Consider the following 26,540-nt stretch of genomic DNA (forward strand, 5'->3'; position numbering starts at 1 on the left):
AGTCCAGTGAACTGTTGGAGGTTGGAAATAGACAAACAAACGAGGCAAGCGTTATTTGGTAACGATATTGACAAGTTTGTTTGGCTTCAACAGTCTGAGAATAGACTGTTGGAGGTAGGAAATGAGCAAATAAATTGGTTACTTCACAACAATATTAACCAACTTATTCGGAACACTAATCACCTTCACCACTGTTTGCCCAGCGATTTCAGCTTGGACTTTTTCGTCCGCAAGGGCAACTTTTTCAAGCTCTGCTGGTGATAGGTCTTTGGCTACGGTCAAGCGGGCTTTTACTTTACCCTTAATTTGGACAACGATTTCCACTTCGCTTTCTACCAGCTTGCTTTCATCATATGTTGGCCATGCGACATAGCTGATTGACTGGCCTGTTGCTGTCAGACCCTGCCAGAGTTCTTCTGCCAAGTGTGGTGCAAATGGGGCAGTCAATTGAACAAAACCTTTGGCGTATTCGACGTAAAGCTTGTCTTCTTTGTTGGCTGCGTTGACAAAAATCATGAGCTGGGCGATAGCCGTGTTGAATTTCAGGTCTTCGATATGCTCTGTCACCGTCTTCACAGTTTCATTGTAAACTTTATCAAGCGCTCCGCTATTGTCCGAAGAAATTTCCTTCGTTGCAATCAGGCGGTAAACACGGTCAAGGAACTTACGGCTGCCCTCGAGACCTTCTTCTGACCAGGCGATAGAGGCGTCAAGTGGACCCATGAACATTTCATAAACGCGGAGGGTGTCCGCACCGAATTGCTCGACCACATCATCTGGGTTAACCACGTTTTTAAGGGATTTAGACATCTTGGCAGGTGCCTGCTCCAACTCCTCACCTGTCTCAATGTGGAAGAAGGAACCGTCGCGTTTTTCCACCTTGTCAGTCGCCACAAGGGCACCACGGCTGTCGCGGTAGCTAGTTCCCAAAATCATGCCCTGGTTAAAGAGTTTTTGGAATGGCTCTTTGGTCGGCACAACGCCAAGGTCATAGAGGAACTTATGCCAGAAGCGAGCATAAAGCAAGTGAAGGACTGCGTGCTCAGCACCACCGATGTAGATGTCCACTGGCAACCAAGCCTTGAGAATCTCTTCGTCTGCCAATTTCTCATCGTTGTGCGGGTCGATGTAGCGGAGGTAGTACCAGCTAGAGCCCGCCCATTGTGGCATAGTGTTGGTCTCACGGCGACCTTTTACGCCGTCTTCCCGTGTCACTTCTAACCAGTCTGTCAAGTTAGCAAGCGGCGATTCCCCTGTACCCGAAGGCTTGATGTCTGAGGTTTTTGGCAATACCAGAGGTAACTCATTTTCTGGTACTGCTGTGGAAGTGCCGTCTTCCCAGTGGATGATTGGAATTGGCTCACCCCAATAACGCTGACGGCTGAAGAGCCAGTCGCGGAGGCGGTAGGAAATTTTCTCCTGACCAAGACCATTTTCTTCCAGCCAAGCCACCATTTTGGCAATAGCTTCTTCCTTGTTAAGACCATCTAGGAAGTCGGAGTTGATATGAATGCCGTCTTCTGTATAAGGCGCTTCTTCTACATTGCCACCTTCCAGAACTGGAATGACGTCCAAGTTAAACTGCTTGGCAAATTCCCAGTCACGCTCATCATGAGCGGGAACGGCCATGATAGCACCTGTTCCGTAACTTGCCAGCACATAGTCCGCAATCCAGATTGGAATTTCTTTACCGTTCACAGGGTTGATGGCGTAGGCACCAGTCCAAACACCTGTCTTGTCTTTAGCCAAGTCAGTACGAGCCAGGTCTGATTTGAGAGAGGCTTGGCGTTTGTACTCTGCCACAGCTTCTGCTTGTTCAGCTGATGTGATACTATCTACCAAGTCATGCTCAGGAGCAAGAACTGCGTAGGTCGCACCAAAAAGAGTATCAGGACGAGTGGTAAAGACTGTGAAGTCCTTGTCTGTGTCCTTAATCTTGAAAGTCACATTGGCACCGGTTGACTTGCCGATCCAGTTGCGTTGCATGTCCTTGATTGACTCTGGCCAATCAACTTCTTCTAGGTCATTGAGCAAACGCTCTGCATAGGCAGTGATTTTCAACATCCATTGACGCATTGGCTTGCGGACAACAGGGTAGCCACCACGTTCAGATGTTCCGTCAGGAAGAACCTCTTCGTTGGCGATAGCTGTTCCCAATTCTTCTACCCAGTTGACAGGCACTTCTGCCTCATAGGCTAGGCCTTTTTCATACAACTTGGTGAAAATCCACTGAGTCCACTTGTAGTAGTTAGGGTCTGTCGTATTGACCTCGCGGTCCCAGTCGTAAGAAAAGCCAAGGGCGTTAATCTGACGTTTGAAGTTGGCAATATTTTCCGCCGTAAAGTCAGCTGGGTCATTACCTGTGTCCATAGCGTATTGCTCTGCTGGCAAACCAAAGGCATCCCAACCCATTGGGTGAAGAACGTTGTAGCCCTGGGCACGCTTGTAACGACTGAGAATGTCCGTCGCAGTATAGCCCTCAGGGTGACCAACGTGCAAGCCCGCACCAGACGGATAAGGGAACATATCTAGGGCGTAAAAGTTTGGCTTGTCCGCATCTGTTCCCGTCTTAAAAGTGTGATTTTTCGCCCAAAATTCCTGCCATTTGGGCTCGATTTCCTTGTGATTGTAGAATCTCATGTCATTTCTCCATGTCAATAAATTATCTTTACTATTATATCACGTTTTTAGGGAATTGGGAAAGACAAAAACAGCCAGTTTTCACTAGCTGTTTTCCCGTTTTTACCAAATAATCACGCGGTCTTCTTTTGCTCGCCACATGCCGTCGCCTTCTTGAACGCCAAAGGTTTCATGGAATTCATCGAAGTTTGGCAACTGGATGTTGGTGCGTAGGTGACCTGGTGCATGGACATCGACACTTGCCAACATCTGCATGAACTCAGGACGGGCCTTCATTCGCCAGATACGAGCAAAGTTAGTGAAGAATTCCTCTGCGGAGAAGTCTTCTTCTGACTTGGCTGCTTCCAAGGCCGCTGCAATCCCACCAAGGTCGGCAATGTTTTCTGACACAGTCAACTTACCATTGATTTTGGCACCGTAAGAATCCTGACCTTCAAATTGGTCGATGACCTGCTGGGTACGGGCCTCAAAAGCAGCATAGTCTTCCTCTGTCCACCAGTTATTCAAGCTACCATGCTCATCGAAGGAAGCACCGTTTGAGTCAAAGGCATGGGAAATCTCATGGGCAATGACGGCACCGATACCACCGTAGTTAGCTGATGAAGACTGCTCCAGAGAGTAGAATGGCGCCTGCAAAATGGCTGCTGGAAAGACAATCAAGTTCTTCTGTGGATTGTAGTAGGCATTGACCATGTGAGCTGGCATGCCCCATTCCTTAATGTCCACAGGCTTGTTCCACTTGCTCCAACCATGAGCGATGTCAATCTTGTTTAGCTCAATGGCATTTTCCACCAAGGACTTGCTTGGGTCAATAATCTTCTTATAATAACGCTCTGGCAAGGCTTCTGGGTAGCCGATGTAAGGCTTGATGACATTAAGTTTGACAATGGCTTTGTCACGCGTCTCTTGAGCCAACCAATCTGCCGTTTCCAAGCGAGATTTATACACCTCAATCATCTTGGCAACTTTGGCTTCCACATCAGCCTTGGCTTCTGGTGAGAATTTCTCCCCAGCATACCAAAGACCGAGGGCTTGGTTAAAGTAGCCTTGTGCCAAGTTGTAGGCTGCTTTTTCTTGATTTTGAGCCTGCGGTGTACCAGAAAGGGCACGGCTATAGGCTCCTGCTAGAATACGAATTTCATCCGACAGGAAGGCTGTATAAGCTCCTGCCGCTTTCAAAATCAAGGTTGCCTTCAAAAGTTCCCAGTTATCCGCACTGTAAATGTCCTTGGCAGCCTGCCAGAAACGTTCCTCAGGCACGATAATCTTGTCTGGCGTTTGACCTAAAATCGCTGTGAAGAAATCATCCAAAGGCAACTCTGGTACCAAGGCAGTAAAATCTGCCCACTCGTACGGGTGGTAAAGTTTGGCGTACTCAGAACCTTCTTCGTTTGACAGAACATACTTGGCAATCGTAGCATCTAGTTCCAAACGCTTGTCCAAGAGGTCCTTGATTTCCTCATCACTGAAACCGAACTTAGGCAGGAGGGATTCCTGACTCTCACGCCAAGTCTTGAGCAATTCTGCACCCTTTTCATGCCCTTCCTCATAGTAGGTCGTATCTGGCAGGATAATGCCTAGAGAATCTGCCCAGAGGACATTGGTGGTCGCGTCCATAAAGTCAGGTGCCACACCGAAAGGCATGAGGTTTGGCTTACCTGCCAACTCATATTCTGCCAGCTTGCTGGTAAATTCTTCGAAAGAGTTGAGAGCCTTGTACTCTGCAATCAAGGCTTGTGCAGGTTCTGCCCCCAAACGGTCACGGGTTTCATAGTCAGCCACTTGCTTGTGGAAAGCTACAAAGTTTTGCAAAACGCTATCTTCTGGGACATCTTCTCCCACCAACCATGCGTTTGTCGTGTCAATCATGAGCTTTTCAATCTCATCCGCCAAGTCCGTGAAACCACCTGTTCTTGGCTTATCGTCTGGAATCACGGCTGTTTTTGCCCATTCACCATTGACGTATTCGTAAAAATCATCTTGTAAACGTGTCATTGATTTTCTCCTTTTGTCTTTCTTAATGACTGATATGTAAAGCCCTTTGTCAAGTAAAAACAATCGAACTGATTAAAAAATGAAAAGTATCTAGAAAGAGCCTAGTTCTTAGCTTCGGGCATTGGCCACTCTGATATTCGTGGATTGGTTACCTACAGGTCAATGGTTCTGCCGCGAGTCCTACTCTCTATAAGCGTGGATCACAATTGTGCCACTTAGTCGTTTCGTAGATGACTCAAACCTTGAAGTCCTAAACTCCTTCAAGATACTTTCCATTCAAACATGATTTCAATCCTTATTTCTGTCCAAATTCACCCAGTGATTTTGGATAGAAATAGGGATTCCTCATCGCTCTGCGATGATAAAACTTAATGGTCAAAAGTGTACATGAAAACAAGCGCTAACTTCAAGCTATTCTTCCTGTCATCATCCCCCAAATAAAACCAGACAATTCTCGTGCAATAGCTGTTTTAGCAACATTTTGTTTCTTATTTTTTCCTAGAACAAGTGTGCGATAACGTCTTCTTAAGCGTTCATTAGCCTTATCCGCATAAGCAATCACCTCCACTCGGTTTCCACTTTGTCTCCTTTTCAATTCTTTGGATTTATACCCAATCGTCCCCTTAGCCAATGATTGTGCAGCTTCTATCAGAAGTCGTCTCACATGGCTATTCCCAGCTTTGGTGATAGCACCTCTTCTCTCCTTGTCGCCGCTAGAATTTTCGCTAGGAGTTAGCCCAAGATAAGAAGCAAAATGTTGAGCTGTCGCAAAGCGATTAAAATCACCGATTTCTGTCACAATGGAAAGAGCAGTTAGTGTTTTAATGCCAATAAAGCAAGAAAGCCGTGAGACCTTCTCTTGATAACTGTCGCTTTGACCCAGTTGCTCAATTCGTGCATCATACCGTTCTATTTGATCTACTAATTTCTCATAGGTCAATAGATATTCTGTCAAAATCTCTGCGTAAAGTCCCTCAGGTTTTAGGGAACGGAGCCAGCGAACATGTTTCTGTGTCCAATTACTGCTTCCCTCGGTATAGCGAAAATCATGTCGGAGACAGAAGGCAAGAATTTGTTGTTTGATTTTCTTCAGAGCCACTTTGTGGTCTGTTCTCATGCGGATATATTCTTTGACTTGTTCATCCTCAACAGTAGGAATATGAACAGGCCGATAGCTACGAAAGGCCAGAGCTTTTGCGAGCTGAGCTGCATCTTTTTTATCAGTCTTAACACGCTTAGATCCTTCCTTCATCACCGTTGTAGGCGCCATCACGATACAGGGAATCCCGTGAGCTTGTAGCTGGTGATATAGGGTAAATCCAAGACATCCGGCTTCGTAGCCACATAACACTTCTGCATCTTGACCATATAAACGACGAAGCTCATTCACATAGTTCACAATATAGCTAACATTTGGACCAACTTTAGTGCTATGTTTGAATTGATTCGCCATCATATCATAATAGCAGAGTGAAAAACTTTCTTTGTGAACATCCATTCCGATGAAAAGTGTGGTAAAATGAAACATATAAGACCTCCAATTGAGTGTGGTAATTCCTGTTAGAAGTTGATTGTTTTTTTATTCTAGTGTACAGGTAAATCCACGAATTCTCAACTGGGGGTCTTTACATATTGTCTATAATAACAAAAAATTCTGACAATTTCACTTATCAGGTGACCATGACCAAGTATTTTTTAGAATAATACTCGAACAAACCACAAGAAGGCTGACAACGGCACAGGTCCCTGACATGGTTAAATCCAGTTGATTGGCCACTAAAAAACCTAGCACAACCGTTAAAATAGCGATACCTTGCCCTAAAAGAAGCAATTGCCAAAAGGATTTGACCCAACGTAGGGCAGCCATACTTGGTGCCACCAAGAAAACAATAACAGTCATCGAGCCAATCGCTTCAAAGGCCAGAACAGTAGTTAAGGAAACTAGAATCAAAATAACCATTTCTAAAATCCTTGTTCGTAAGCCAGACAAACGAGCATGGTTGCTGTCAAATAGATACACTTGTAAACGATGGTAAGCCCAAACAAAAAATAGAACAATAACCAACCAAGCCAAACTCGACTTGACCAGACTAACAGGGAGTGACCAGGCTAGAACATCCATACGATGGAGCGGAGCAAAAAGTACTTCCCCCTGCAAAACCAGATCCACATCCAAGTGAACATTGCGAGCAAAAAGAGAAATAAGCAAAACCGCCATCGCAAAAAAGAAAGAAAAAACTAGACCTGTTGCGGCATCATGCGCTATCTTTCGACTATGCAGACGGTCAATGGCAAGAACCGATAATAACCCAAACAGACTGGCACCAACTATTAGCAACGGTGAATCCAAACTATGACTAATAAAAAATCCCAGAACAATCCCAAGCAAGACAGAATGCGATAGCGCATCTGCCAACATCGATTGATTTTTTACAACCAGTATCGAGCCGAGCAAGCCACAAGAACTAGCAATAACCATCAAAATGAGTAATACTTCAAACACGACCATTCTCCTTTCTGACATAGGTAACATACACAAATGCAGACAGAGTCAGACCTGTCAGACAGACGATAATAGTCGGTCCGGTCGACAAGCCAGATACACTGGAGCTAATCCAGGTCCCTACGAAAGCCGACCCAATTGCAACGATTCCTGCCAGTAATAGACTCTTGTGATACGATTTTCCCAGCATCAAGCCAAAGACAGCTGGTGCAATCAAAAAACTACTCATCAAAATAGCTCCGACTAACTTTAATCCTACTGCAATTAGGCAAATCATCAAAAACATCGTCAACTGCTGTAAGTACTTTACACGAACACCAATAACCCTTGCAAAAGTTTGATCAAACAGATATAGCTTATAGTCTTGATAAAAGAAAGCAAACAATGCCAAAGCCAATAGTGAAATAATTCCGATGAGTATCACATCATCCAGCTGAATAAAGGCTGCCTGTCCAAATAGATAGGTTTGCAATCCAGCTTGGGAAGCCCCTGCAAAGGCTTCATTTCCCTGAATAGCATTTTTCAAGACCATTCCCAAACCAAAGAAAGACGCAGACACCAATGAAAGGGCATTGACTAGGCTGTGACCACCTTTTCGACGCAGCCAATGGACAAGTGCATAAGAAAAGTAGCCTGACAACACTGCTCCTAACAGCAAGTAGAGAGGATGTCGCGACTGAAAAATCATGAAAGAGACAATCACTCCAGGATAAGAAGCATGCCCCAGAGCATCCCCAAGCAAACTCTGTTTAGTAAGAACAGATATACTTCCGATAGTGCTGGCTGCTACAGCTAGGCTGACGGTCCCTAAAGCAACTGTCCAGAAAGAATACTCTTTGAAAACCTCAAACATGGCTGCCTCCTTTGGCATTTCCTAAAAACAGCCCATTTCCTATGCCGTAGGTCGCCTGATAATTCTCGCTTGTCAAAGTCTCATCCATCGGACCAGAGTCAATCACATGCTTATGAAGCCAGACAAGGTGATCAAAGTAGGCATCCAGCGTCGTTAAGTCATGATGAATGACAATGGAAGTTTTCCCTTCACATTGGAACTCCTTGAGCATATCCATAATCATGATTTCTGTTGCCTGATCAATCCCTGCTAGAGGCTCATCCATAAGATACAATTCTGCTTCCTGTGCCAGGGCTCTGGCTAGAAAGACCCGCTGACGCTGCCCACCTGAAAGCTGATCAATCTGACGATGGCGTAAATCCGCAATTTTTAACCGTTCTAGAGCCTGCTCAACAATCTGTCTATCAGCTTTAGTCGGTCTTCTAAACATCCCCTTACTATGAGCGAAGCGTCCCATCAGAACAATTTCAAAGACTGTTGCAGGAAATTGCCAGTTTACTTGACTGGACTGGGGAATATAGGCTACTTTTTGAGCAATCAACCTCTCTAGACCTGCCTCCTGACCAAGCAGGCGAACCTGCCCTGTGTCAGGTTTTTCCAACCCCAAAATGACCTTGAATAGACTGGACTTCCCAGCACCATTTGGTCCAACAATAGCCGTCCGACTCCCTCTGGGAATCACCAAATTAACATCTTCTAAAGCCATGGTCTGGCTGGCTGAATATGCTAAATTGACATCTTTTAATTCAATGATTGCTGACATATTTCCTCCTATTTTTTAAAATGATATACCTCATTCATACTCAATGAAAATCAAAATCAGACCAACCTACCAAGCTGAGAAAGTCGATAAGATTAAGATACCGTACCAACAAATTGCTAGCAAACCCTATACATCGCTTATTTCAACACATAAGTGCATGAATTTGATTTTCGTAGAGCACCAATGCTTCCTTCAATCGTATGTTTATAAATCTGTTAAAAATGGTCCAAAAACGGAAAGAGCTCGACCTAGACCGAGTCCTTTTTACTACTCATTTGAAAGCCCTATTCACGCACAGACTAGTGATATATACTGTCCCGCTGTGAACCAAGATCATCGAGGTCTACAAACAGTATTTCTAGTCAAGGACCTCAATAACTGGTATGATTTGCTACTAACGCCTATCCTCCCCCAAGCGTTACCACCTCCTATAGAACGAGTCCTATACTGCTTGTGCTCGAAACAATTGATTATCCCTCATATTGGTACCTATCAACTCTATCTTCGGTAATATCTCTAGTCTTCATTGAATAGCAAGTCCGTTCGACCTGTACTATTTCAGATATTTAACCATCAGTTTAACATTATGTTTGTACATGTCGATAAAGGTATCCCCTTCCTCGCCTTCTGGTGCCAAGGAATCTGAGAACAACTCCTTACTTTCGCCAGTAACAACTTCAACCTGACCACCTTTGGCTTTTACTGCCTCTTGCAATTTCTCCATGCGTTCTGGATTGGTTGTAGACTCTGTAAAGATAGCCTTGATATTATGGTCGATGATTAGGTTAACTGTCTCAATCATGTCACTGTTAGCCACTTCTGAGTCGGTGCTCACGCCTTGAGGAGCATAAAGAGTGAAGTCATAACTAGCAGCAAAGTAATTAAAGGCATCATGTGGTGTTACCAAATAGCGACTTTCTTTTGGAATCACACTTAATTCTTTTTCTACCCAAGCATGCAAATCATCTAGCTGCGCTTGGTACTTTTCTGCATTTTTCTGAATCATCTCAGCTTTAGCAGGTAAGAGTTTTTGTAGTTCCTCTGAAGCTACAGCTACAGCTGACTTGTACAAGGGAATTGAAAACCAGAAGTGCGGATCGACAATCTCTTCTCCATCCTCATCCATCGTATTCAAGTCTTTTGCATTAAAGTTTTTAGAAACAGCTACTCCGGTCTTCTCCAAAGCTTCAACCATTTTACCTTCAAAGTGCAAACCGTGGTAGAGAACAAGGTCAGCCTTTTGTAATTTTGATAGATCACTAGATTTGGCTACGTACAAATGAGGATCTTCTCCTGCTGGAATCAGCAAATCACGTTCCACCTCATCACCCGCCAGCTGATAGACCATGTCATTGAGGAAGGAAGTAGTCACAGCCACTCTTGGCTTACTAGATCCTTCTGTGGTTTGCGATGGACGACAAGCTCCTAGCCCTATTAGGGACAATAGCAGAGCAAAACTGAACAATATTTTCTTCATATAGGTTCTCCTTTTATTTTTATTAAGTATACCTAACTATATAATTAGATTAAGCTAAAAAATTCATTTTGTCAACTGATTTTTAAATTTTTTGATATAATAGTTTCAGTAGAAAGCGAGTTCTCATGACACCAAACAAAGAAGATTACCTAAAATGTATTTATGAACTGGGTCAATTAGACCAAAAAATTACCAATAAACTCATCGCAGAGAAGATGGCCTTCTCCGCACCAGCCGTTTCCGAAATGCTCAAAAAAATGGTAGCCGAAGAGCTCATTTCTAAGGATACCAAGGCAGGTTATCTCCTCAGCCAAACTGCCCTTGAAATGGTAGCCAGCCTCTATCGCAAACACCGCTTGATTGAGGTATTCTTAGTTGAGCAACTTGGCTACTCTCCAGAAGAAGTACATGAAGAGGCTGAGATTTTAGAACACACCGTTTCAGATCACTTTATCAATCGCCTAGACCTGCTACTGGAACAGCCTCAAACTTGTCCTCACGGGGGAAGCATTCCTCAAGCAGGACAACCGCTCATCGAACGCTACCAGACAAGGCTGTCACAGCTAACTGAGACAGGGAACTACCAGCTTGTCCGTATCCATGACTTCTATCAACTCCTTCAGTACTTGGAACAACATGAATTAGCTGTCGGCGATTTACTAACCGTCACAGACTTCGACCACTTTGCCCAAACCATCACCATCCAGTACAAGGACAAAGAGCTCGCCGTCCCAACAGCCATCGCCCAACAATTATTCATCGAAAAAAGCAATCGCCCAGCCTAAACAAGCTGAGCGATTATTTTTTTCTCACATTGCGGAAAATGGATCTGGTTGCAAAAAATAGTTGCCCTAGGATATATACCAAACCCAAAAAAGAACCTATATAAAAACAGCCCAATAGAAAGTGAGGGTTATAGGTTATAGGCTGCACGACAAACATGAACACGAGTACCAAGCCCCACCGCATACCCCAGGTCATCTTTCTCTGAATCAACCATTCCAGCCAATCTTCTCCAACTGAACTTCTGGTTTCCAGATATTCTTGATTAAGGCCTTGAAAAAATTTTCTCATATTTCTGACCACCTCTGCACTTGATAGTGGGAGTGGGAAAGAACTCGACCATTCATAGAAGAGTTCGTCTTCCCACCCCCGCACAGTTGATTAGGTCAGATTTGGAGTGTAAAACACGAACAAATCTGCCAATCAACCACTGCGCTGAGATGTTGACACTAACGTTGAGAAGCGGTGCTGGGCTTTTTGCCCAGCCTCGTTTCCTCTCAGTATACAGGCATTTCCCCAAAATGTCTACTGTCAATTTTTATCCACCAATCTGCACCAAGCCAAATAAAATTTGGAGGAATAAAATGGAGGCATTATAGAAGCTATGTGCAAGGATAGTATCCGTCATTCGTCTATTGCACATATACAGATAACCCAGATAAGCCCCTGTTATAAAGTGGTCTAAAAATGCCACTGAAAAGCTCCAAGTATGACAATAGGCAAATAGAAGGGCAGAAAATACGATGACTATTTGAGGATGCTTAGGAAAATACTGGGCTGTCTTTTCTAACAAAATTCCTCTGTAAAGAAATTCTTCTAAAACTGGAGCAAACAAGACAACTGAGAGAGCTATCACCCCAAAATTGTCTGAATTTAACTGATTGACTGTATCCAAGGCGTTAGAATCACTAGGACTAAGACCCAAATACTGCCAAAGGAGGTTCAGGCAAGTTTGACCCGTAAATACCAGTGCTGTCATTCCGACTATTTTTAAAATATTCAGCTTCTCTCTTGAAAAGACTTGATTCTTCACCATTCCTCGTCTGATAACAGAAAGTAGTGCCAATATTGCAAGACCAAGACCTATCATGACTGCAAGTTTTAAAAGCATATTCTCTTGAAAGGCTGTTATCCCCACATAAACTGGAAATTGAATGAGCAAAGTGAACAACAAGGTACCCACAGCTAAACCGATTGATTTTATTATTTTCATATCCTACTCATTTTTTATCTATTACAACTAATTCCGAGTGTTCTTTTTATATGTATGATAACTTAGAATTAATATTCCTACTAACCCCAGTATATTTAAAATATATCGCAAGTAGTCTGTCACTCGAAACAAGTTTAGTATTCCCATCATTAATAGTATAAACAAGGGAATAATAGTTGTCAATTTTAGCATTTTCATATTCTTATCCCATACTTTCTTCAGATATTTTAATCCTATTTTTTCTTGTTTCTAATGTATTGTCAAACGACACTCCATTTATTTAGCATTTTTATTGATTTGACTCAAAATAATCAACCAAGTGCCAATAATAATCCAGTCTTTTACAGAAAGCACCTTACTTTCGAGGTAATAATAGACAACTATGGAAATATTCATCAAAAATAAAAGTAAAAATAATAGCTTTCTATTCATACAATTCACTGCAAAATGGAAGCTGAAAAAATCAACCATTTATCCCTCCGGTCACTGTTATTAAACTGTTTTTACTAGATGTTATTGCAAGTATTACTTATTCTTTTTCCAATCTTTCATAGCACGAATTCCCCAACATAGCAAGATTAAAAAGGTAATTGCTATGATGAATCCGATAAAACCGATTATTTTCTGGTAGAAATATTCTGCAGTCAAACCTCTATACAAACTTACTAGTCCTATGATTGAAAATAAGACTATGAAACCTAACTGTTGCAAGTACAAAGTAGGCTCCCACACTGTATGTTCTCCCTGCTTTCTTACTTCTTTCATGAAATAATGATTGACGACGAAAGCAGTAGACATACACATTCCAATTGTCACACACCATAAGATTTGAAGAGATATGACCTCTCTCATCATATAGAGAACAAATAAAACAATTAGGGGAAGTTGACCAGCCCAAAATCGAAAGAATATCAATTGTTTTTTCCTTGAATTATTTTCCTTCATAATATAATACCTCCAGTGTATATTACTGCTACACAATTGTTTTTCCTATTTTAGTATAACCTAACTCACCCCAATTTTCTCATCCCTGTCACGAACGGTCGTTATTTTGTAATGAATGACCATTTTTTCGAAGTCACCGGATATTATCCAAGATATTCAGTACCAGATTATCGCTTGACAGATGTAAAACAAATAGCTACACTATTATTATACATATTAGAATTTGGAGTCGAAGACAATGGCAGGATTGGTTAGGGATAGACAATATAATTTTAGAGTAAATGCACAATTATTGGAACAAGCAAAAATAATCTTATCAGAAAAAGATATGACCCTTTCTGATGCTCTTAATTTATTTGTAGAAAGAATGGTTGAAGAGCAAGATTTGCCAATAAAAACGGTAGAAGAGGCACGTGCAGATGCTTTTCTAGATGAGTTAATTGCAGAGCTTGATGAAGGCTACCAAGAAGTTTTATCAGGACACACGACACCTGCTCGTGAGGTATTCGCCAAATATGGTCTATGAAGTACATTTATCTGCTAAAGCCGAACAAGATTTAGAGGAAATCTACCAGTATTATGTCCGTGAATTTTCAGAATCAAGTGCTCGAAAGGTGCTTGCATCTCTGAGCACAGCTATCTTGACCTTAGAAATATTTCCAGAGGGATATATTGACCTCGATGCTCGTCTGGGACGAGCATTATTCCCAGAAGGAAAAACACGGATGATTCCTGGAAAACAGCATCTCATCTTCTATTTGATTCGTGGCTCTCGTGTAGATATCCTTCGCATTAGAGGAGCAAGGACAGACTACCTAAACAACCTAGACAATCTATTCAAGCAAGCCCTCAAATAACGAGCAACTCCCCCACCTTCAACAAGTCTAACGAAACAAGCGTAAACAAAAAGCTGATTGCTCAGCTTTTTTCATTTTATTTTCTACCACTCCCTCATCCAAAAACAGAATATAGAAATTCCCCGAATTCTTGCCCTGCTGAATAAATCGCCGGTACAAGAACTGAGCCAAGTATCATCAAGGTCAGAGCTACTCCTACCCAGACCAAGAATTTCATTGCAAACGTAGAAGACTCATAAGCTGTTTCAAATTCTTGGTATTTTTTATCTAATTTTTCCATCATTGTCATAACTGAACTCCTTTAACATCCCTAATCAAACAGTATCAATAAGTAGCCAATAATTGAGAAGATAACCATCAAGCTATTGTTCAAGATATGAACAAGAATCGCATCCACAATATTGCCACGGCGAGCATAAGCCAAATAGAAGACTGCCCCCAGCAAGAAGTAAAGTGACAACTCAATTGGATGAATTGCATGAAGAAGAGCAAAGACAGCTGAACTGATTATCAATTTTAGCCATTTTTGATGTTCTTTGAAGAAATAACTGCTAAACAAACCTCTGAAAACGAGCTCTTCCATAAAAGGAGCAAAGACACCTATTGCAATATGAAAGGCAACAAAGTATAGCGGAAACATCTTCGCCAATTGCTCATTTGTAGCCAAAAGTGCTGCATCGTTGGCTGTGGTGGCATTGCCAGTTACCAACTGGGTCAATAACGTTCCGCCAATACCGACAACTCGTCCGGCCAAGAAAAATAGCAGAGCAAACCCAAAATCTTTCCAAGTAAATGTGAACCGTTTTTGCTGATCAGGTAGACCTTTCTTATACCGTTTCCAAGTCCACACCACAATAGCTGTCGCAATGACCAGATAGCCAATGCCAGAAACCCACTGCATAACACCTGACATCGAATCCTGTATGGCAATCAATCGCATCGGAGTTATGTTAATCGCAACGATGACAAGAATCAAACCAATAAATTTTAATATATTTTTAACACGTTTCATAAGCTAGTCCTCCTTTTTAGTCTTATTCACTTTCATTAGAAAATACAATGTAATAAAGAGCGTTGGATAGAAATTAGATGAGAAAACATCTACTGTTTTTCCAAGAACAAGCCAAGCTACTAGGTGAATAAGAACAGCAGTGACTAAAATTCCTACAACAAGCCCTTGCAAGAACTGCATAATTTTATTCTTTCTTTGATAGTCATCATTTGAAGTTTGTTTTCCATTTTCAGTTCTCCTTGGTCTTGTTTTCTTTAGAAAACATTTTCTAATAGAACACCGACTTCAAATCCAAAATCTTTAAAAACGGTATAGATAGGTGGAACGAGCCAAGCAAATACTACTAGACATAGTATGAGAATAGCTACCGTTTTAAAATCAAATTTTCTTTCTTCCTTAGGATATTTATGTTCTTTCATCTTCAATTCTCCTTGTTCTTGTTTTTTATAAAACAATTTCTAATAAAACACCGATTTCAAATTCAAAATCTTTAAAAACTGTATAAACAGGTGGAACGAGTCAAGCAAATACTACTAGAGATAGTATGAGAATAGCTACCGTTTTAAAATCAAATTTTTTTTCTTCCTTAGGATATTTATGTTCTTTCATCTTCAGTTCTCCTCACTATCATTTTCCTTATCGCTCAATTCTGATTTCAAATAACGTTTTGCCACTTTTGTCCATTTTTTCAAGAATTAGGGTAAGTAGATAGAATCCGTATGGCATCAACATCGGCAACTCAAGATTCTGTCTAATGAATGCAAATCCAATAAAGAAGGTATAGACAAGCATTGTTGCATGTAATACGTGTTTCCCTGTAATAACAATTTCCTTTTTTTCTCTCATCTTTGTTTCTCCTGTTCTTGTTTTCTTTACACTCTTAGTATAAGCTAACTCAGACCAAATTTTTCATCCATGTCATGAACTGTCGTTATTTTGTAATGAATGACCATTTTTTATCGATTCATTAAGTTGTGATATAGTTTTTTGCAAAATTTCTCTAATTTTTCTTCAACGAGAACAAATAAATACAGTCCATAGGGAGTTATGAAGCGTGGTACAAAATTCTTGGTGACAAGTAAGTACAGCACATACAAGGTATAGACTATCATAGCGACATGTAGAAATTGTTCTTCTGTCATAGCAATTTTCTTTTTCACTGTCATCTCGTTTCTCCTTGTTCTTATTTTTTACACTCTTAGTATAGACCAACACACCACCATTTTTTCATCCATGTCATGAACGGTCGTTATTTTGTAATGAATGACCATTTTTTCATTGAGTCGTTTTCATACTTCTCTTTTTTTCAATCATCGATAGAACGATGACTGAAAACAGCGGTGGAACCAAATAACTAATTTCGCTAAAATGAATAACAAATCCTATAACAGACAACCATTTAAGAAAAAACATATTAAAGATAAATAAGGCAAGGAAAAGTGTCCCGAGTTTCAACATCCTTTTCAGCTCTTTACTCATACTTCATCCCCACCTTTCCCATATTTATCCACTAAATGGGACACAATGACGGAAATGACCGCAACCGTGAATCCATTTAAGTAATGGTTGTGAAAAGGCTGTAAAATACTTGTTACAGGAATGGAAATTACAACAACCAATAGAAGTTTAATAAGCCAAATCATAAAATTATTCCTCCTACGATACGCTGAGTAGATCGTAACCAAAATTGCATTTGCTATTTACTGTCAAAATATGTGAAACTATCAGTCATCAATAAAATATAACAATAATCCCCAGCTTAAAATGTATTCAAAATTTATTTTACCTTCCATAATCAAATCCAAAACAAGTACTGAAAACATAGATAGGTAGATTGTATTTTTTATTACATTCATCACATATTTAGTGTTTCTATTCTTGCTTTGCATGTTAACGACCTCCTTTTAAAATAGTTTCCTTGTTCCTATTTTTACACATTTAGTATAAGCTAACTCAGCCCTATTTTTTCATCCATGTCATGAACTGTCGTTATTTTGTAATGAATGACCATTTTTCGAGAAGATGCAAAAAAATCCAGCCTTTCGACTGGACTTACATCTATAAATCTTATTCCAAAAACACCAACTCCTGAACAAATCGATGATTGCTACTGTTCGTTGATATAGAAAATTTAGGATAGTTATCTAAAATAGTTTTTACATTAGCCAAGCCAATTCCTCGATTATCTCCTTTTGTAGAGTGACCATACTCATATATATGACTTGTTACTACCTTATCTTCAACAGTAGTATTTTCTACAACCACAATTTTTCGGTCATCTTCCTGGAAATAGGCAAATACAATATTTCCATTTGCACACTGCTCTGCAGCATCGATAGCATTATCTAATAAAATAGACAGAATCGTTATGAATTCTATCAACTCTAAAGCAGGTGGTTCCATTTCAGCATCTACTTCCACAGAAATTGCAATACCCTTTTTTTGTGCCTCCAACATCTTAGATGATAGTAAACTCTTCACTGCAGGATTTTGTATATTGGATAGTCTAGCTATATCATACTTTCCATCATAGAATTTTCTATCCGAATCTGCTATCACTTCGTGATAAACAGATCGAATTGCAACAATATCCTCATCTTTAATCGCCTCATTTAAGCTAACGAGAATATTTGTATAGTCATGTCGGAAACTTCGAATTTCTTTATAAAGCGACTCAACATGACGACTATAACGGCCTAAATCAGTAATTTGCTTATCTTTTAATTCCTGAATTTCTCTAGCTTGTTTCTCTTTCTTCTGATAATTCAAATATAACATACTAACGATAAATATTGCAAAGTAAAGCAACAAAATATTAGTACGAATATAGTAAGGATTCCAATCTATAACAATCATACCTCTCTGACTCCATATTTCAGCTTGAGTAGTAATCCTTACAAGCAAAAAATAAGTTATAAATGAGGCGTTTAACCACCTGAATGTCTTTCTCAGTTCCTTATCTATTGTATCTACTTTTAAATCCTTAGATTCGATTCCCAATCCCTTGAAAAATAATAAATAAAACGGTAGAAGTAGTAATGTTATAACTACATTAAATACTATATTTAAACTCATGGCAGAGTATTCAAGTTGGAATAGGAATCTCAAATAAAGAGCAATTATCCTTTGAAACATATCCCCTATCACAAATGGTAATAATCCATAAAATATTTTTTGCGTCTTGTTCCAATTTGTTTTAAAAAAGGAATAACAACTAAAAATGAAAAAGGTTCCAACAAAGAATAAATATCATATAAAACTATCTGACAACAAGTAAGAAGAAAAGCAATCCAACATTTTTTCTTCTTGCTTAAAAATAAACCACTAATTTGTTGAAGAATCATCAAACGAATCAGCATGTCAATAAAGAATAAAGTGTCATAAAATGGAGATATAAAAATATTCATCAATTAATCTCCAACAAATCTGCAAGTTTCTTCTGCTTCAAACGAGAAACAAAACAAGAATCTCCATTCTCAAAATAGGCAATATGGTTTGTTCTGTCCAATCTCGTTATATTTAATGGATTCACTACACAAGAACGATGTGCCTGGTAAAGTCGTTCATCTGCTTTCGCTATATCGGATACTTTCCCGTAAAACTCAGTCTGACCTGTTTTGGTTTTTAAAATGACTTTATGTATTGTTGATGATGTTTCAAAATAAAGGATATCACTAAAAGGGACTTGAATATGAGCAGTTTCAGTTTTATATATAAAAGAATTTTCAGCTATAGTATGATCAATATTTTCAAAAGCATGCACCAACACATCTGATACTGCCTTTTGAAAGTCACTATCCTCTAGGCCTTTATCTATAAAATCTAAAGCAGAGACTCGATAACGATACGTTACCGGCATAAATTCTGAGTGAGTTGTTACAAAGACAATAACAGCATAGGGATCGCGAGCACGGATTTCTTTAGCGATTTCCATTCCTTTCTTTTCTTCGCCTTTAATTTCAATATCTAAAAAGAAAAATTGGTGATTCCCCGCTTCCTCGATTGATTCCAATAATTGATTTGGTTTACCAAAAACTTCTAGGAATTTATATCTTACTGACGTTTCTTCAACACACTGCCTAATAGCATTTTCTAGCCTGCTCTGCTGAAAAAAATCATCTTCTAATACAAAAATATTAAGCATCGAAATCTCCTACATTTTTTGTAAGTAATAATCATTATTATAGCATATTTCAGCAAAAGATAAATGTCCAACTTGACTTGGTAGACCTACCGATGTATAATAAACATAGAAAAAGGTAGTTGCTGGAAACAACTACCCCTTGCAGAACCGTTTAAGACGGTGGCTGTTTACAAATTATTTAAAAAATAACCGTGAACTCGCCAAAGTTATAGACGGTTATTTTTTTGTCGATTTTACCAATTCAAGCACTAACATCACGAGAGCAATAAAAGATAATAGTCACCCAGTTTACTTTTAGTACTAGGCAACGAGCTGCAGACAGCTTGTACAGTCGAGTGACTGTACAAGGTTGTAGATAGCACTTGCGAAAGCAAGTTACCCCTGCAGAGTACGGCAAAGCGAGTTCAAAGACTCCAGTGGTGTCTTTGAAGTTGGAAATAAGGAAACGACATTTCCTCGCTCGTCGAAGTAATAAAAGAAAAACTGGATGACTGTACCAGCTACAAAAATGAGTGTTAGCCACTCAAAGGTTGACAAAGATAGCTTCTCCCTTCTGTTAGATTTTGATGATTTGCATAGTAGAACAAAAAGTTCCATTCCACTTCTCTTAATTCGCGTCAACATCTCAGCGCAGTGGTTGATTGGCTTAAACAGTCCGGGGGACTGTTTAAGGTTGGAGATAGGATTTGCAAAGCAAATCACGGCAGTTCGTGCTTCGCACTCCAAATCTGACCATTACGACTGTTGCGAACAAAGTTCGCTCTATTTCCAACCTCAAAAGGTTCACTGAACCTTTTGAGCTGTGCGGGGGCGGTAAGACGAACTCATTTTCTACAAGTTGAGTTCTGTACCGCTCCCACCTACCTTTCAGAAATTAGAGCCACCGTCTTTACTTTTCTGCAAAAACTATTATAGCATATTTAATAAAGAATTGTAGTCCAATTTACACATCAAAAAACCAGCCTACTTGGGCTGGTCTTCTTGTAGTCGCTCTTTAAGGCGACGACGGTATAAAATCTGCGAGGGAATGAAATAGAGAAAACTTGCTAAGATAATCCAACGTTTATCCAAATCACTGAAATAAATCGCTAAGATTAGTACAAAAGCAAGGATTAAATAAAAGAAATGATTGGTTAATAACTTTTTCATCCGACACCTCCACATTTTCTTGATATTAGTATATCAATTTTCCTTAAAAATGTATAGTAGTCTAGCGATTTTTGGTATCCAACACAATGGTCACCGGACCATCATTGACCAAGCTGACCGCCATATCCGCCCCAAAAACGCCCACTTCAACGGGCACAAAGTCTGACAAAGCCTGGTTAAAGGCATCGTAGAGTTGGCTGGCTAGGGCAGGAGCTGCCGCTCCTGTAAAGGCAGGGCGATTGCCTTTTTTTGTATCCGCAAAAAGAGTAAATTGGGAAATGGATAAAATCTTGCCCGCCACATCTTGAACAGACTTGTTCATCTTGCCTGCCTCATCTGAAAAAATCCGCATATTGACAATTTTCCGAACAGCATAGTCCAGGTCTTCCTGTGTGTCATCTGGCCCTACACCGACTAGGAGCAAGAGCCCCTGATCAATTTGCCCATGGATACTTCCTTCGATGGTCACACTGGCCTGTGATACACGTTGTAGTACAATTTTCATCTTATCCGTTGGTCCTTTTCACTGAGTAAACTTCTGGCACAGACTTGATCTTATCCACCAGACTGGTCAAGGTTGCCAGGTTGGAAATACCAAAGGAGACGTGGATGGTCGCAAACTTCATATCCTTGGTTGGCTGGGCATTGACCGAGGAAATGTTCTTGCTGGCATTGGTCAAGACCTTAAGGACATCGTTGAGCAGTCCTGAGCGGTTAAGACCGTAAATATCAATATTTGCCATGTATTCCTTGGTCGAATTTTCATCCTCCCAACCAACATCAATCAAGCGGACATCATAGTTTTCCTGGCTCTTGAGGTTCATACAGTCTACACGGTGAACGGCAACCCCACGTCCCTTGGTGATGTAGCCGACAATCTCATCGCCAGGTACTGGATTACAACATTTGGCAATCCGAATCAGCAGACCTGACGCTCCCTCTATGACCACGCCACCCTCGTGACGAATCTTGAGACTGTCTTTGTTGTCGTGTTTGACTTCGCCACCGTTGACCAATTCGTCCGCGGCAGCCTTTGCCTTAGCCCGCTCAGCTTCGCGACGCTCTTTTTCTGTCAGACGGTTAAAGACGGACACGGCAGAGATTTCTCCAAAACCAACTGCCGCAAAAAGGGATTCGTCGGTCTTGTAGCTGGTCTTTTGCAGGACTTCGTCCATGTGGCGACGGTCCAGATATTGGTTGGGAACGTAGCCATTTTCTTGGAGTAGGTTCTGGAGCATTTCACGCCCCTTGGAGACGGAAAGTTCCTTGTCCTGGTTTTTGAAGAACTGCTTGATTTTATTACGGGCCTTGTGAGTTTTAACCAAGTTGACCCAGTCACGACTTGGGCCGAAAGAGTTGGCAGAAGTGATGATTTCCACCTGGTCGCCTGTCTTAAGCTTGGTCGTCAGAGGCACCATGCGGCCGTTGACCTTGGCACCTGTTGCTCGCTCACCGACCTTGGTATGAATCTCATAGGCGAAGTCAATGGGCACGGAGTCCTTAGGCAATTCACGCACCGCACCATCTGGCGTAAAGACGTAAATACGCTCGGTAAAGATGTCCTCTTTGACCGAATCAACGAAAGATTGGGCATCTCCAGCCCCCTCTTGAAGTTCAATCAGGTTGTTAATCCAGCGCAACTCTTTTTCGCTGGCAGTTGCCTTGCCACCACGCTTGTAAGCCCAGTGAGCCGCCACCCCGTATTCCGCAACCTGGTGCATTTCCACCGTCCGAATTTGGAACTCGATTGGACCTTTTGGTCCATAGACTGTCGTATGGATGGACTGGTAGCCATTGGCTTTTGGACTGGCAATGTAGTCCTTGAAACGACCCGGCATAGGTTTCCAGAGTTCATGGATGTAGCCAAGCATGGCATAGACATCACTTGGTGTATCCATCAAGCAGCGAATAGCTGTCAGATCATATAGTTCGTCAAAACGCTTTTTCTTGTCATGCATCTTTCGATAGATGGAGTAGATATGCTTGGGACGACCGTAGATTTGACCGTGAAGATGGCGCTCCTCTGTGTATTCTCTTAACTTGTCGACGACTTCATTGACCAACTCTTCCCGTTCGCGTCGTTTCTCCCTCATCATGTGGGTAATCTTGTAGAACTCAACTTCATTGAGGTAACGGAAAGACATGTCTTCCAATTCCCACTTGATAGAAGAAATACCTAGACGGTGGGCAAGCGGTGCATAGATTTCCATCGTTTCACGTGAAATACGTTCCTGCTTGTCCTTGCGCAAGTGCTTAAGAGTCCGCATGTTGTGAAGGCGGTCTGCCAGTTTAACCAGAATGACCCGCATGTCTTGGGACATAGCAATCAACATATTGCGGTGGTTTTCAGCTAGTTGCTCCTCATGTGACTTATACTCAACCTTGCCTAACTTGGTCACCCCACCAACAATATGGCGGACCTCTGGACCAAATTCTGCTTCCATATCATCCAGAGTTACCTCAGTGTCTTCTACTACGTCATGCAAGAATCCGCAAGCTACGGTTACCGCATCTAGCTTGAGCCCTGCCAAAATCCCTGCCACTTGGATAGGGTGGACAATGTAGGGTTCGCCTGACTTCCGAAATTGAAGTTTATGAGCTTCAGTAGCATAGTTCAAAGCTTTCTCAACAAAGGCCACATCATCAGCTGGAAGATAGCTTGCTGTCAGTGCAACAACTTCCTCGCCAGTGTAATTGATTTCTTTCATTTACTTCTCTCCCTAACTATTTCCTATTATTTTACCATTTTCACTGGAAAAGAAAAAGGAATCTAACAACATAAGACTACTAATTACAAACAATCCAAACCAAGTTCAGATTCGGCGAACGTTCCTTTTTTTATTGTTTTTCTTACTATTTTCACTTGTTTTTCAACCAAACGTTCAGAATTAGTCTTGATTTTTACATTCCTTAGCTGTATAATGATTGTAGAAGATTATTACAAAAAGAAAATGGAGGATTCTTATGAATTTTCGTTTCAGTAAGTGTGCCGTAGCGCTCACACTAGCTCTCCTAGCTGCAAGCAATCCAAAATTAGCTCAAGCCGAAGAGATTCTCAACACAACTCCAGCTTCTTCAACAGAAGCAAGTCAGGCTGTACCAGTTGAATCTGACACCACAGAGAAAGCTGATAATACAGACTCTCCTGCTCCAGCCACTACCGAAGCTGAAAATCCAAGCTCTTCCGAGACAGCTGAAACTAGTGATCCTACAAGCGAGACAACTGACTCAACTGCTTCAGAAGCACGTACGGTCACTCCTGCTGCAACTGAAACTAGTCAGCCTGTTGAAGGACAAACTGTTGATGTTCGCATTCTCGCAACAACTGACCTCCATACGAACTTGGTCAACTATGACTATTACCAAGATAAACCTGTAGAGACACTGGGTCTAGCAAAAACAGCTGTTCTTATCGAAGAAGCAAAAAAAGAAAATCCAAATGTCGTATTGGTAGATAATGGAGACACCATTCAAGGTACTCCTCTTGGAAATTACAAGTCTATCGTTGATCCTATTGAAGAAGGTGAACAACATCCTATGTACGCCGCCTTAGAGACTCTGGGATTTGATGTCGGCACACTTGGCAACCACGAATTTAACTACGGCCTTGCCTACCTCGAAAAAGTAATTCGTACAGCCAACATGCCTCTAGTCAATGCCAATGTCCTCGATCCGACTACGAAAGACTTTCTCTACACCCCTTATACCATTGTGAAAAAGACATTCACAGACACCGAGGGTAAAAAGGTTACACTAAATGTCGGTGTTACAGGGATTGTTCCCCCTCAAATTCTTAACTGGGACAAAGCTTATCTAGAAGGAAAAGTGATTGTTCGTGATGCAGTTGAAGCCGTTCGCGATATTATCCCAACCATGCGAGAAAATGGCGCAGACATCGTTCTGGTCCTTTCCCACTCAGGTATCGGCGATGACCAATATGAAGTCGGCGAGGAAAATGTCGGTTACCAAATCGCCAGCCTGTCAGGAGTTGATGCGGTTATCACAGGTCACTCCCACGCAGAATTCCCAGGAACTGCCGAAAAACCAAGCTTCTATGCTAAATACTCTGGCGTGGATGATACAAATGGTAAAATCAACGGCACTCCTGTCACCATGGCGGGTAAATACGGTGACCACCTCGGCGTCATCGACCTCAATCTGGTCTTTAAAGATGGCAAATGGACAACTACTTCTAGCAAAGCGGCTATTCGTAAAATCGATACAAAATCATCTGTAGCAGATAGTCGCATCATCGACCTTGCTAAAGAAGCCCATAACGAAACCATCAACTATGTGCGCCAACAAGTCGGTGAAACAACTGCTCCAATCAACAGCTTCTTTGCCCTTGTCCAAGATGATCCTTCTGTACAGATTGTTAACAATGCACAGATTTGGTATGCCAAACAACAGTTGGCGGGTACTTCAGAAGCTAATCTACCAATCCTATCTGCGGCTGCACCATTTAAGGCTGGTACTCGAGGCGATGCCTCAGCCTATACAGACATTCCTGCTGGCCCAATCGCCATCAAGAACGTAGCAGACCTTTACCTCTACGACAACGTTGTAGCCATCTTAAAAGTCAACGGTGCTCAACTCAAAGAATGGTTGGAAATGTCCGCAGGGCAATTCAACCAAGTTGACCCAAGCTCAACAGAGCCACAAAACCTAGTCAACACAGATTTCCGCACTTACAATTTTGACGTTATTGACGGAGTAACTTATCAGTACGATATTACGCAACCAAATAAATACGATCGTAACGGTAAGGTAGTCAACGAAACTGCCAGCAGAGTTCGGAATCTGCAATACAATGGGCAAGATGTGACAGCTGATCAAGAATTCATAGTGGTGACCAACAACTACCGTGCAAACGGTACTTTCCCTGGGGTCCGCGAAGCTTCTGTTAATTACTTGCTCAACCTAGAAAACCGCCAAGCCATCATCAATTATATTATCGCTGAGAAAGTTATCAACCCTACAGCAGACAATAACTGGACCTTTACAGATAGCATCAAGGGACTCGACCTCCGCTTCTTGACAGCAGATCGTGCGAAAACTCTAGTTGCTGACCAAGAAGGTCTGGTTTACCTCCAAGCCTCAGCTGAAAACGAAGGATTTGGCGAGTTCAAGTTTGTCTACACTGAGCCAAAAGTCGTGACTCCTCCAACTGGACAAACAGCTACTGATAATCAAACTTCATCTGGTCAATCTGGTGTTCAAATTACACTTCCGTCTGGTCAGGTCATTACCCTTCCAGCCGAAAAAACAACAGCACCTGCACCAAAATACAAACTTGCTACTACAGCTAAGACAAGTACTTCCTCCTCAACAGCAGGACAAAAAACACTCCCTGCAACTGGTGAGGCAAGTTCTGTTCTTAGCCTGATTGGCATCAGTTTGATGGGCCTTGTCGGTGCTTTCCGCAAGAAAAATGAAAACTAATGTTAAATAGTAAAGAGCTCCGATAAGCAACCGAGCCCTTTTCTTTCTATGTAAAAAATGACCAAATAACCGCGATAAGAATAGCAGGTAGCATATTGGCCACGCGAATCTTTTTGTCCCAGATGATATTGACACCGACACAGAAAATAAGTACCGAGCCGATAAAGGAGAGATTGGCAAGGGCCTGATCTGTCATCAACGGCTCAATCAAACGTGCCAAGAGGGTAATTGCCCCTTGAAAGAGAAAGACTGGCACTGCTGAAAAACCTGCTCCCTTGCCCAAACTCGAGGTCATAATCAAAATGATAACAAAGTCCAAAATACTCTTAACGGCCAACAAGCGATAATCACCCGTCAATCCATCTTGGATGGCTCCTAGTATGGCCATGGCGCCGATACAAACGGTCAAAGAAGCTGTCAGGAAAGCATCTAAAAACTGAGAGTCCTGACCATTTCCTGACTTTTCTCGGAGCCAGATACCCAAGCGCTCAAACCAACCTTCGATATGCAGTACTTCCCCAATCAAGGTCCCCAAGGCTAGACTAAGAACCAAAAGCATGCTATTTTGACTTTTGAGTTGACCGTCAACTACTGTCAACAGTCCTTCTAAACTACCTGAAATTCCTAAAAATAAGACAGCTAGCCCACTCGCCACCGTTAGTCCTGATTGATGGCGTTCTTTCAGCAAATGTCCAAACCAAGTCCCTAGCACACCTGCTAGGGCAATGGCGATGGTATTGATAATTGTTCCTAAGGCAAACATG

At 41.4% G+C, this 26,540-nt stretch carries 27 protein-coding genes; 4 read left to right on the forward strand and 23 right to left on the reverse strand.

From position 1 onward, the window contains the following. Positions 1-138: 138 nt before the first annotated feature. The 7 genes from leuS to K6969_RS11740 form a co-directional block, all read right to left on the reverse strand. Positions 139-2,640, reverse strand: a complete 2,502-nt coding sequence (gene leuS, locus K6969_RS11710) for a leucine--tRNA ligase (RefSeq protein WP_171943135.1) — start codon at positions 2,638-2,640, stop codon at positions 139-141. Positions 2,641-2,742: 102 nt separating this feature from the next. Further along, positions 2,743-4,635, reverse strand: a complete 1,893-nt coding sequence (locus tag K6969_RS11715; RefSeq protein ID WP_171943136.1) for a M13 family metallopeptidase — start codon at positions 4,633-4,635, stop codon at positions 2,743-2,745. A 406-nt stretch (positions 4,636-5,041) separates the two neighbouring features. Then, positions 5,042-6,163 (reverse strand): IS110 family transposase, encoded by a 1,122-nt coding sequence (locus K6969_RS11720; protein WP_061366882.1) that lies wholly within the window; start codon positions 6,161-6,163, stop codon positions 5,042-5,044. Between the two features lie 135 nt (positions 6,164-6,298). Next, complete coding sequence (locus tag K6969_RS11725; RefSeq protein WP_029174394.1) at positions 6,299-7,138, reverse strand: metal ABC transporter permease; 840 nt, start codon at positions 7,136-7,138, stop codon at positions 6,299-6,301. Then, positions 7,131-7,991, reverse strand: a complete 861-nt coding sequence (locus K6969_RS11730; RefSeq protein WP_029174393.1) for a metal ABC transporter permease — start codon at positions 7,989-7,991, stop codon at positions 7,131-7,133. The genes K6969_RS11725 and K6969_RS11730 overlap by 8 nt, the downstream gene beginning before the upstream one ends. Beyond that, a complete protein-coding gene (locus K6969_RS11735; RefSeq protein ID WP_024385522.1) occupies positions 7,984-8,754 on the reverse strand; it encodes a metal ABC transporter ATP-binding protein in 771 nt (256 codons plus the stop codon). Before K6969_RS11735 ends, K6969_RS11730 begins: the two co-directional genes overlap by 8 nt. Before the next feature lie 553 nt (positions 8,755-9,307). Beyond that, positions 9,308-10,231, reverse strand: a complete 924-nt coding sequence (locus K6969_RS11740; protein ID WP_171943125.1) for a metal ABC transporter solute-binding protein, Zn/Mn family — start codon at positions 10,229-10,231, stop codon at positions 9,308-9,310. Between the two features lie 125 nt (positions 10,232-10,356). On the opposite strand from K6969_RS11740, the gene K6969_RS11745 reads away from it, so the two are divergent. Continuing rightward, the gene (locus K6969_RS11745; protein ID WP_024414549.1) at positions 10,357-11,016 is read left to right on the forward strand and encodes a metal-dependent transcriptional regulator; all 660 of its coding nucleotides are present in this window, start codon (positions 10,357-10,359) and stop codon (positions 11,014-11,016) included. Positions 11,017-11,552: 536 nt separating this feature from the next. Here K6969_RS11745 and K6969_RS11750 read toward each other — a convergent pair. Then, positions 11,553-12,227 carry a CPBP family intramembrane glutamic endopeptidase gene (locus tag K6969_RS11750; RefSeq protein WP_171943126.1) on the reverse strand — a complete coding sequence of 225 codons (675 nt, stop codon included), beginning with the start codon at positions 12,225-12,227 and terminating at the stop codon, positions 11,553-11,555. Positions 12,228-12,752: 525 nt separating this feature from the next. Then, on the reverse strand, positions 12,753-13,172 hold the full coding sequence (locus K6969_RS11755; RefSeq protein WP_171943127.1) for a hypothetical protein: 420 nt from the start codon (positions 13,170-13,172) through the stop codon (positions 12,753-12,755). A 238-nt stretch (positions 13,173-13,410) separates the two neighbouring features. Between K6969_RS11755 and K6969_RS11760 the strand changes: the two genes are divergently transcribed. Continuing rightward, on the forward strand, positions 13,411-13,698 hold the full coding sequence (locus tag K6969_RS11760) for a type II toxin-antitoxin system RelB/DinJ family antitoxin (RefSeq protein WP_044687433.1): 288 nt from the start codon (positions 13,411-13,413) through the stop codon (positions 13,696-13,698). Then, a complete protein-coding gene (locus K6969_RS11765; protein WP_171943128.1) occupies positions 13,688-14,029 on the forward strand; it encodes a type II toxin-antitoxin system RelE/ParE family toxin in 342 nt (113 codons plus the stop codon). The genes K6969_RS11760 and K6969_RS11765 overlap by 11 nt, the downstream gene beginning before the upstream one ends. Positions 14,030-14,123: 94 nt before the next feature. Here K6969_RS11765 and K6969_RS11770 read toward each other — a convergent pair whose 3' ends face one another. The 13 genes from K6969_RS11770 to K6969_RS11830 form a co-directional block, all read right to left on the reverse strand. Beyond that, entirely contained in the window at positions 14,124-14,318 is a 195-nt protein-coding gene (locus tag K6969_RS11770) for a hypothetical protein (RefSeq protein WP_171943129.1), read from the reverse strand. Between the two features lie 21 nt (positions 14,319-14,339). Next, entirely contained in the window at positions 14,340-15,041 is a 702-nt protein-coding gene (locus tag K6969_RS11775; RefSeq protein ID WP_029173661.1) for a CPBP family intramembrane glutamic endopeptidase, read from the reverse strand. 254 nt (positions 15,042-15,295) lie between these two features. Next, on the reverse strand, positions 15,296-15,460 hold the full coding sequence (locus K6969_RS11780) for a hypothetical protein (protein ID WP_153309455.1): 165 nt from the start codon (positions 15,458-15,460) through the stop codon (positions 15,296-15,298). Between the two features lie 217 nt (positions 15,461-15,677). Beyond that, entirely contained in the window at positions 15,678-15,887 is a 210-nt protein-coding gene (locus tag K6969_RS11785; RefSeq protein ID WP_029173662.1) for a hypothetical protein, read from the reverse strand. Between the two features lie 110 nt (positions 15,888-15,997). Further along, positions 15,998-16,207, reverse strand: a complete 210-nt coding sequence (locus tag K6969_RS11790) for a hypothetical protein (RefSeq protein WP_029173663.1) — start codon at positions 16,205-16,207, stop codon at positions 15,998-16,000. 309 nt (positions 16,208-16,516) lie between these two features. Beyond that, on the reverse strand, positions 16,517-16,684 hold the full coding sequence (locus K6969_RS11795; RefSeq protein ID WP_153309456.1) for a hypothetical protein: 168 nt from the start codon (positions 16,682-16,684) through the stop codon (positions 16,517-16,519). Positions 16,685-16,765: 81 nt separating this feature from the next. Further along, positions 16,766-16,930 (reverse strand): hypothetical protein, encoded by a 165-nt coding sequence (locus K6969_RS11800; protein ID WP_153309457.1) that lies wholly within the window; start codon positions 16,928-16,930, stop codon positions 16,766-16,768. Between the two features lie 178 nt (positions 16,931-17,108). Next, the gene (locus K6969_RS11805; RefSeq protein WP_321537421.1) at positions 17,109-18,176 is read right to left on the reverse strand and encodes a sensor histidine kinase; all 1,068 of its coding nucleotides are present in this window, start codon (positions 18,174-18,176) and stop codon (positions 17,109-17,111) included. A gap of 8 nt (positions 18,177-18,184) precedes the next feature. Further along, positions 18,185-18,448 (reverse strand): hypothetical protein, encoded by a 264-nt coding sequence (locus tag K6969_RS11810; protein ID WP_029945698.1) that lies wholly within the window; start codon positions 18,446-18,448, stop codon positions 18,185-18,187. Then, positions 18,448-19,185 carry a response regulator transcription factor gene (locus K6969_RS11815; protein WP_029173665.1) on the reverse strand — a complete coding sequence of 246 codons (738 nt, stop codon included), beginning with the start codon at positions 19,183-19,185 and terminating at the stop codon, positions 18,448-18,450. Before K6969_RS11815 ends, K6969_RS11810 begins: the two co-directional genes overlap by 1 nt. Before the next feature lie 963 nt (positions 19,186-20,148). Then, positions 20,149-20,334 (reverse strand): hypothetical protein, encoded by a 186-nt coding sequence (locus tag K6969_RS11820; protein ID WP_024379357.1) that lies wholly within the window; start codon positions 20,332-20,334, stop codon positions 20,149-20,151. A 61-nt stretch (positions 20,335-20,395) separates the two neighbouring features. Next, complete coding sequence (dtd, locus tag K6969_RS11825; protein WP_029173667.1) at positions 20,396-20,839, reverse strand: D-aminoacyl-tRNA deacylase; 444 nt, start codon at positions 20,837-20,839, stop codon at positions 20,396-20,398. A gap of 1 nt (position 20,840) precedes the next feature. Next, positions 20,841-23,042, reverse strand: a complete 2,202-nt coding sequence (locus tag K6969_RS11830) for a RelA/SpoT family protein (RefSeq protein ID WP_171943058.1) — start codon at positions 23,040-23,042, stop codon at positions 20,841-20,843. Between the two features lie 256 nt (positions 23,043-23,298). On the opposite strand from K6969_RS11830, the gene K6969_RS11835 reads away from it, so the two are divergent. Then, positions 23,299-25,776 (forward strand): bifunctional 2',3'-cyclic-nucleotide 2'-phosphodiesterase/3'-nucleotidase, encoded by a 2,478-nt coding sequence (locus K6969_RS11835; protein WP_029173669.1) that lies wholly within the window; start codon positions 23,299-23,301, stop codon positions 25,774-25,776. A 46-nt stretch (positions 25,777-25,822) separates the two neighbouring features. On the opposite strand, the gene K6969_RS11840 is transcribed toward K6969_RS11835, so the two are convergent. Beyond that, positions 25,823-26,539 (reverse strand): DUF554 domain-containing protein, encoded by a 717-nt coding sequence (locus K6969_RS11840; RefSeq protein ID WP_029173670.1) that lies wholly within the window; start codon positions 26,537-26,539, stop codon positions 25,823-25,825. Position 26,540 lies beyond the last annotated feature (1 nt).

The organism is Streptococcus suis, assembly GCF_019856455.1.
Taxonomy (GTDB): Bacteria; Bacillota; Bacilli; order Lactobacillales; family Streptococcaceae; genus Streptococcus; species Streptococcus suis_AE.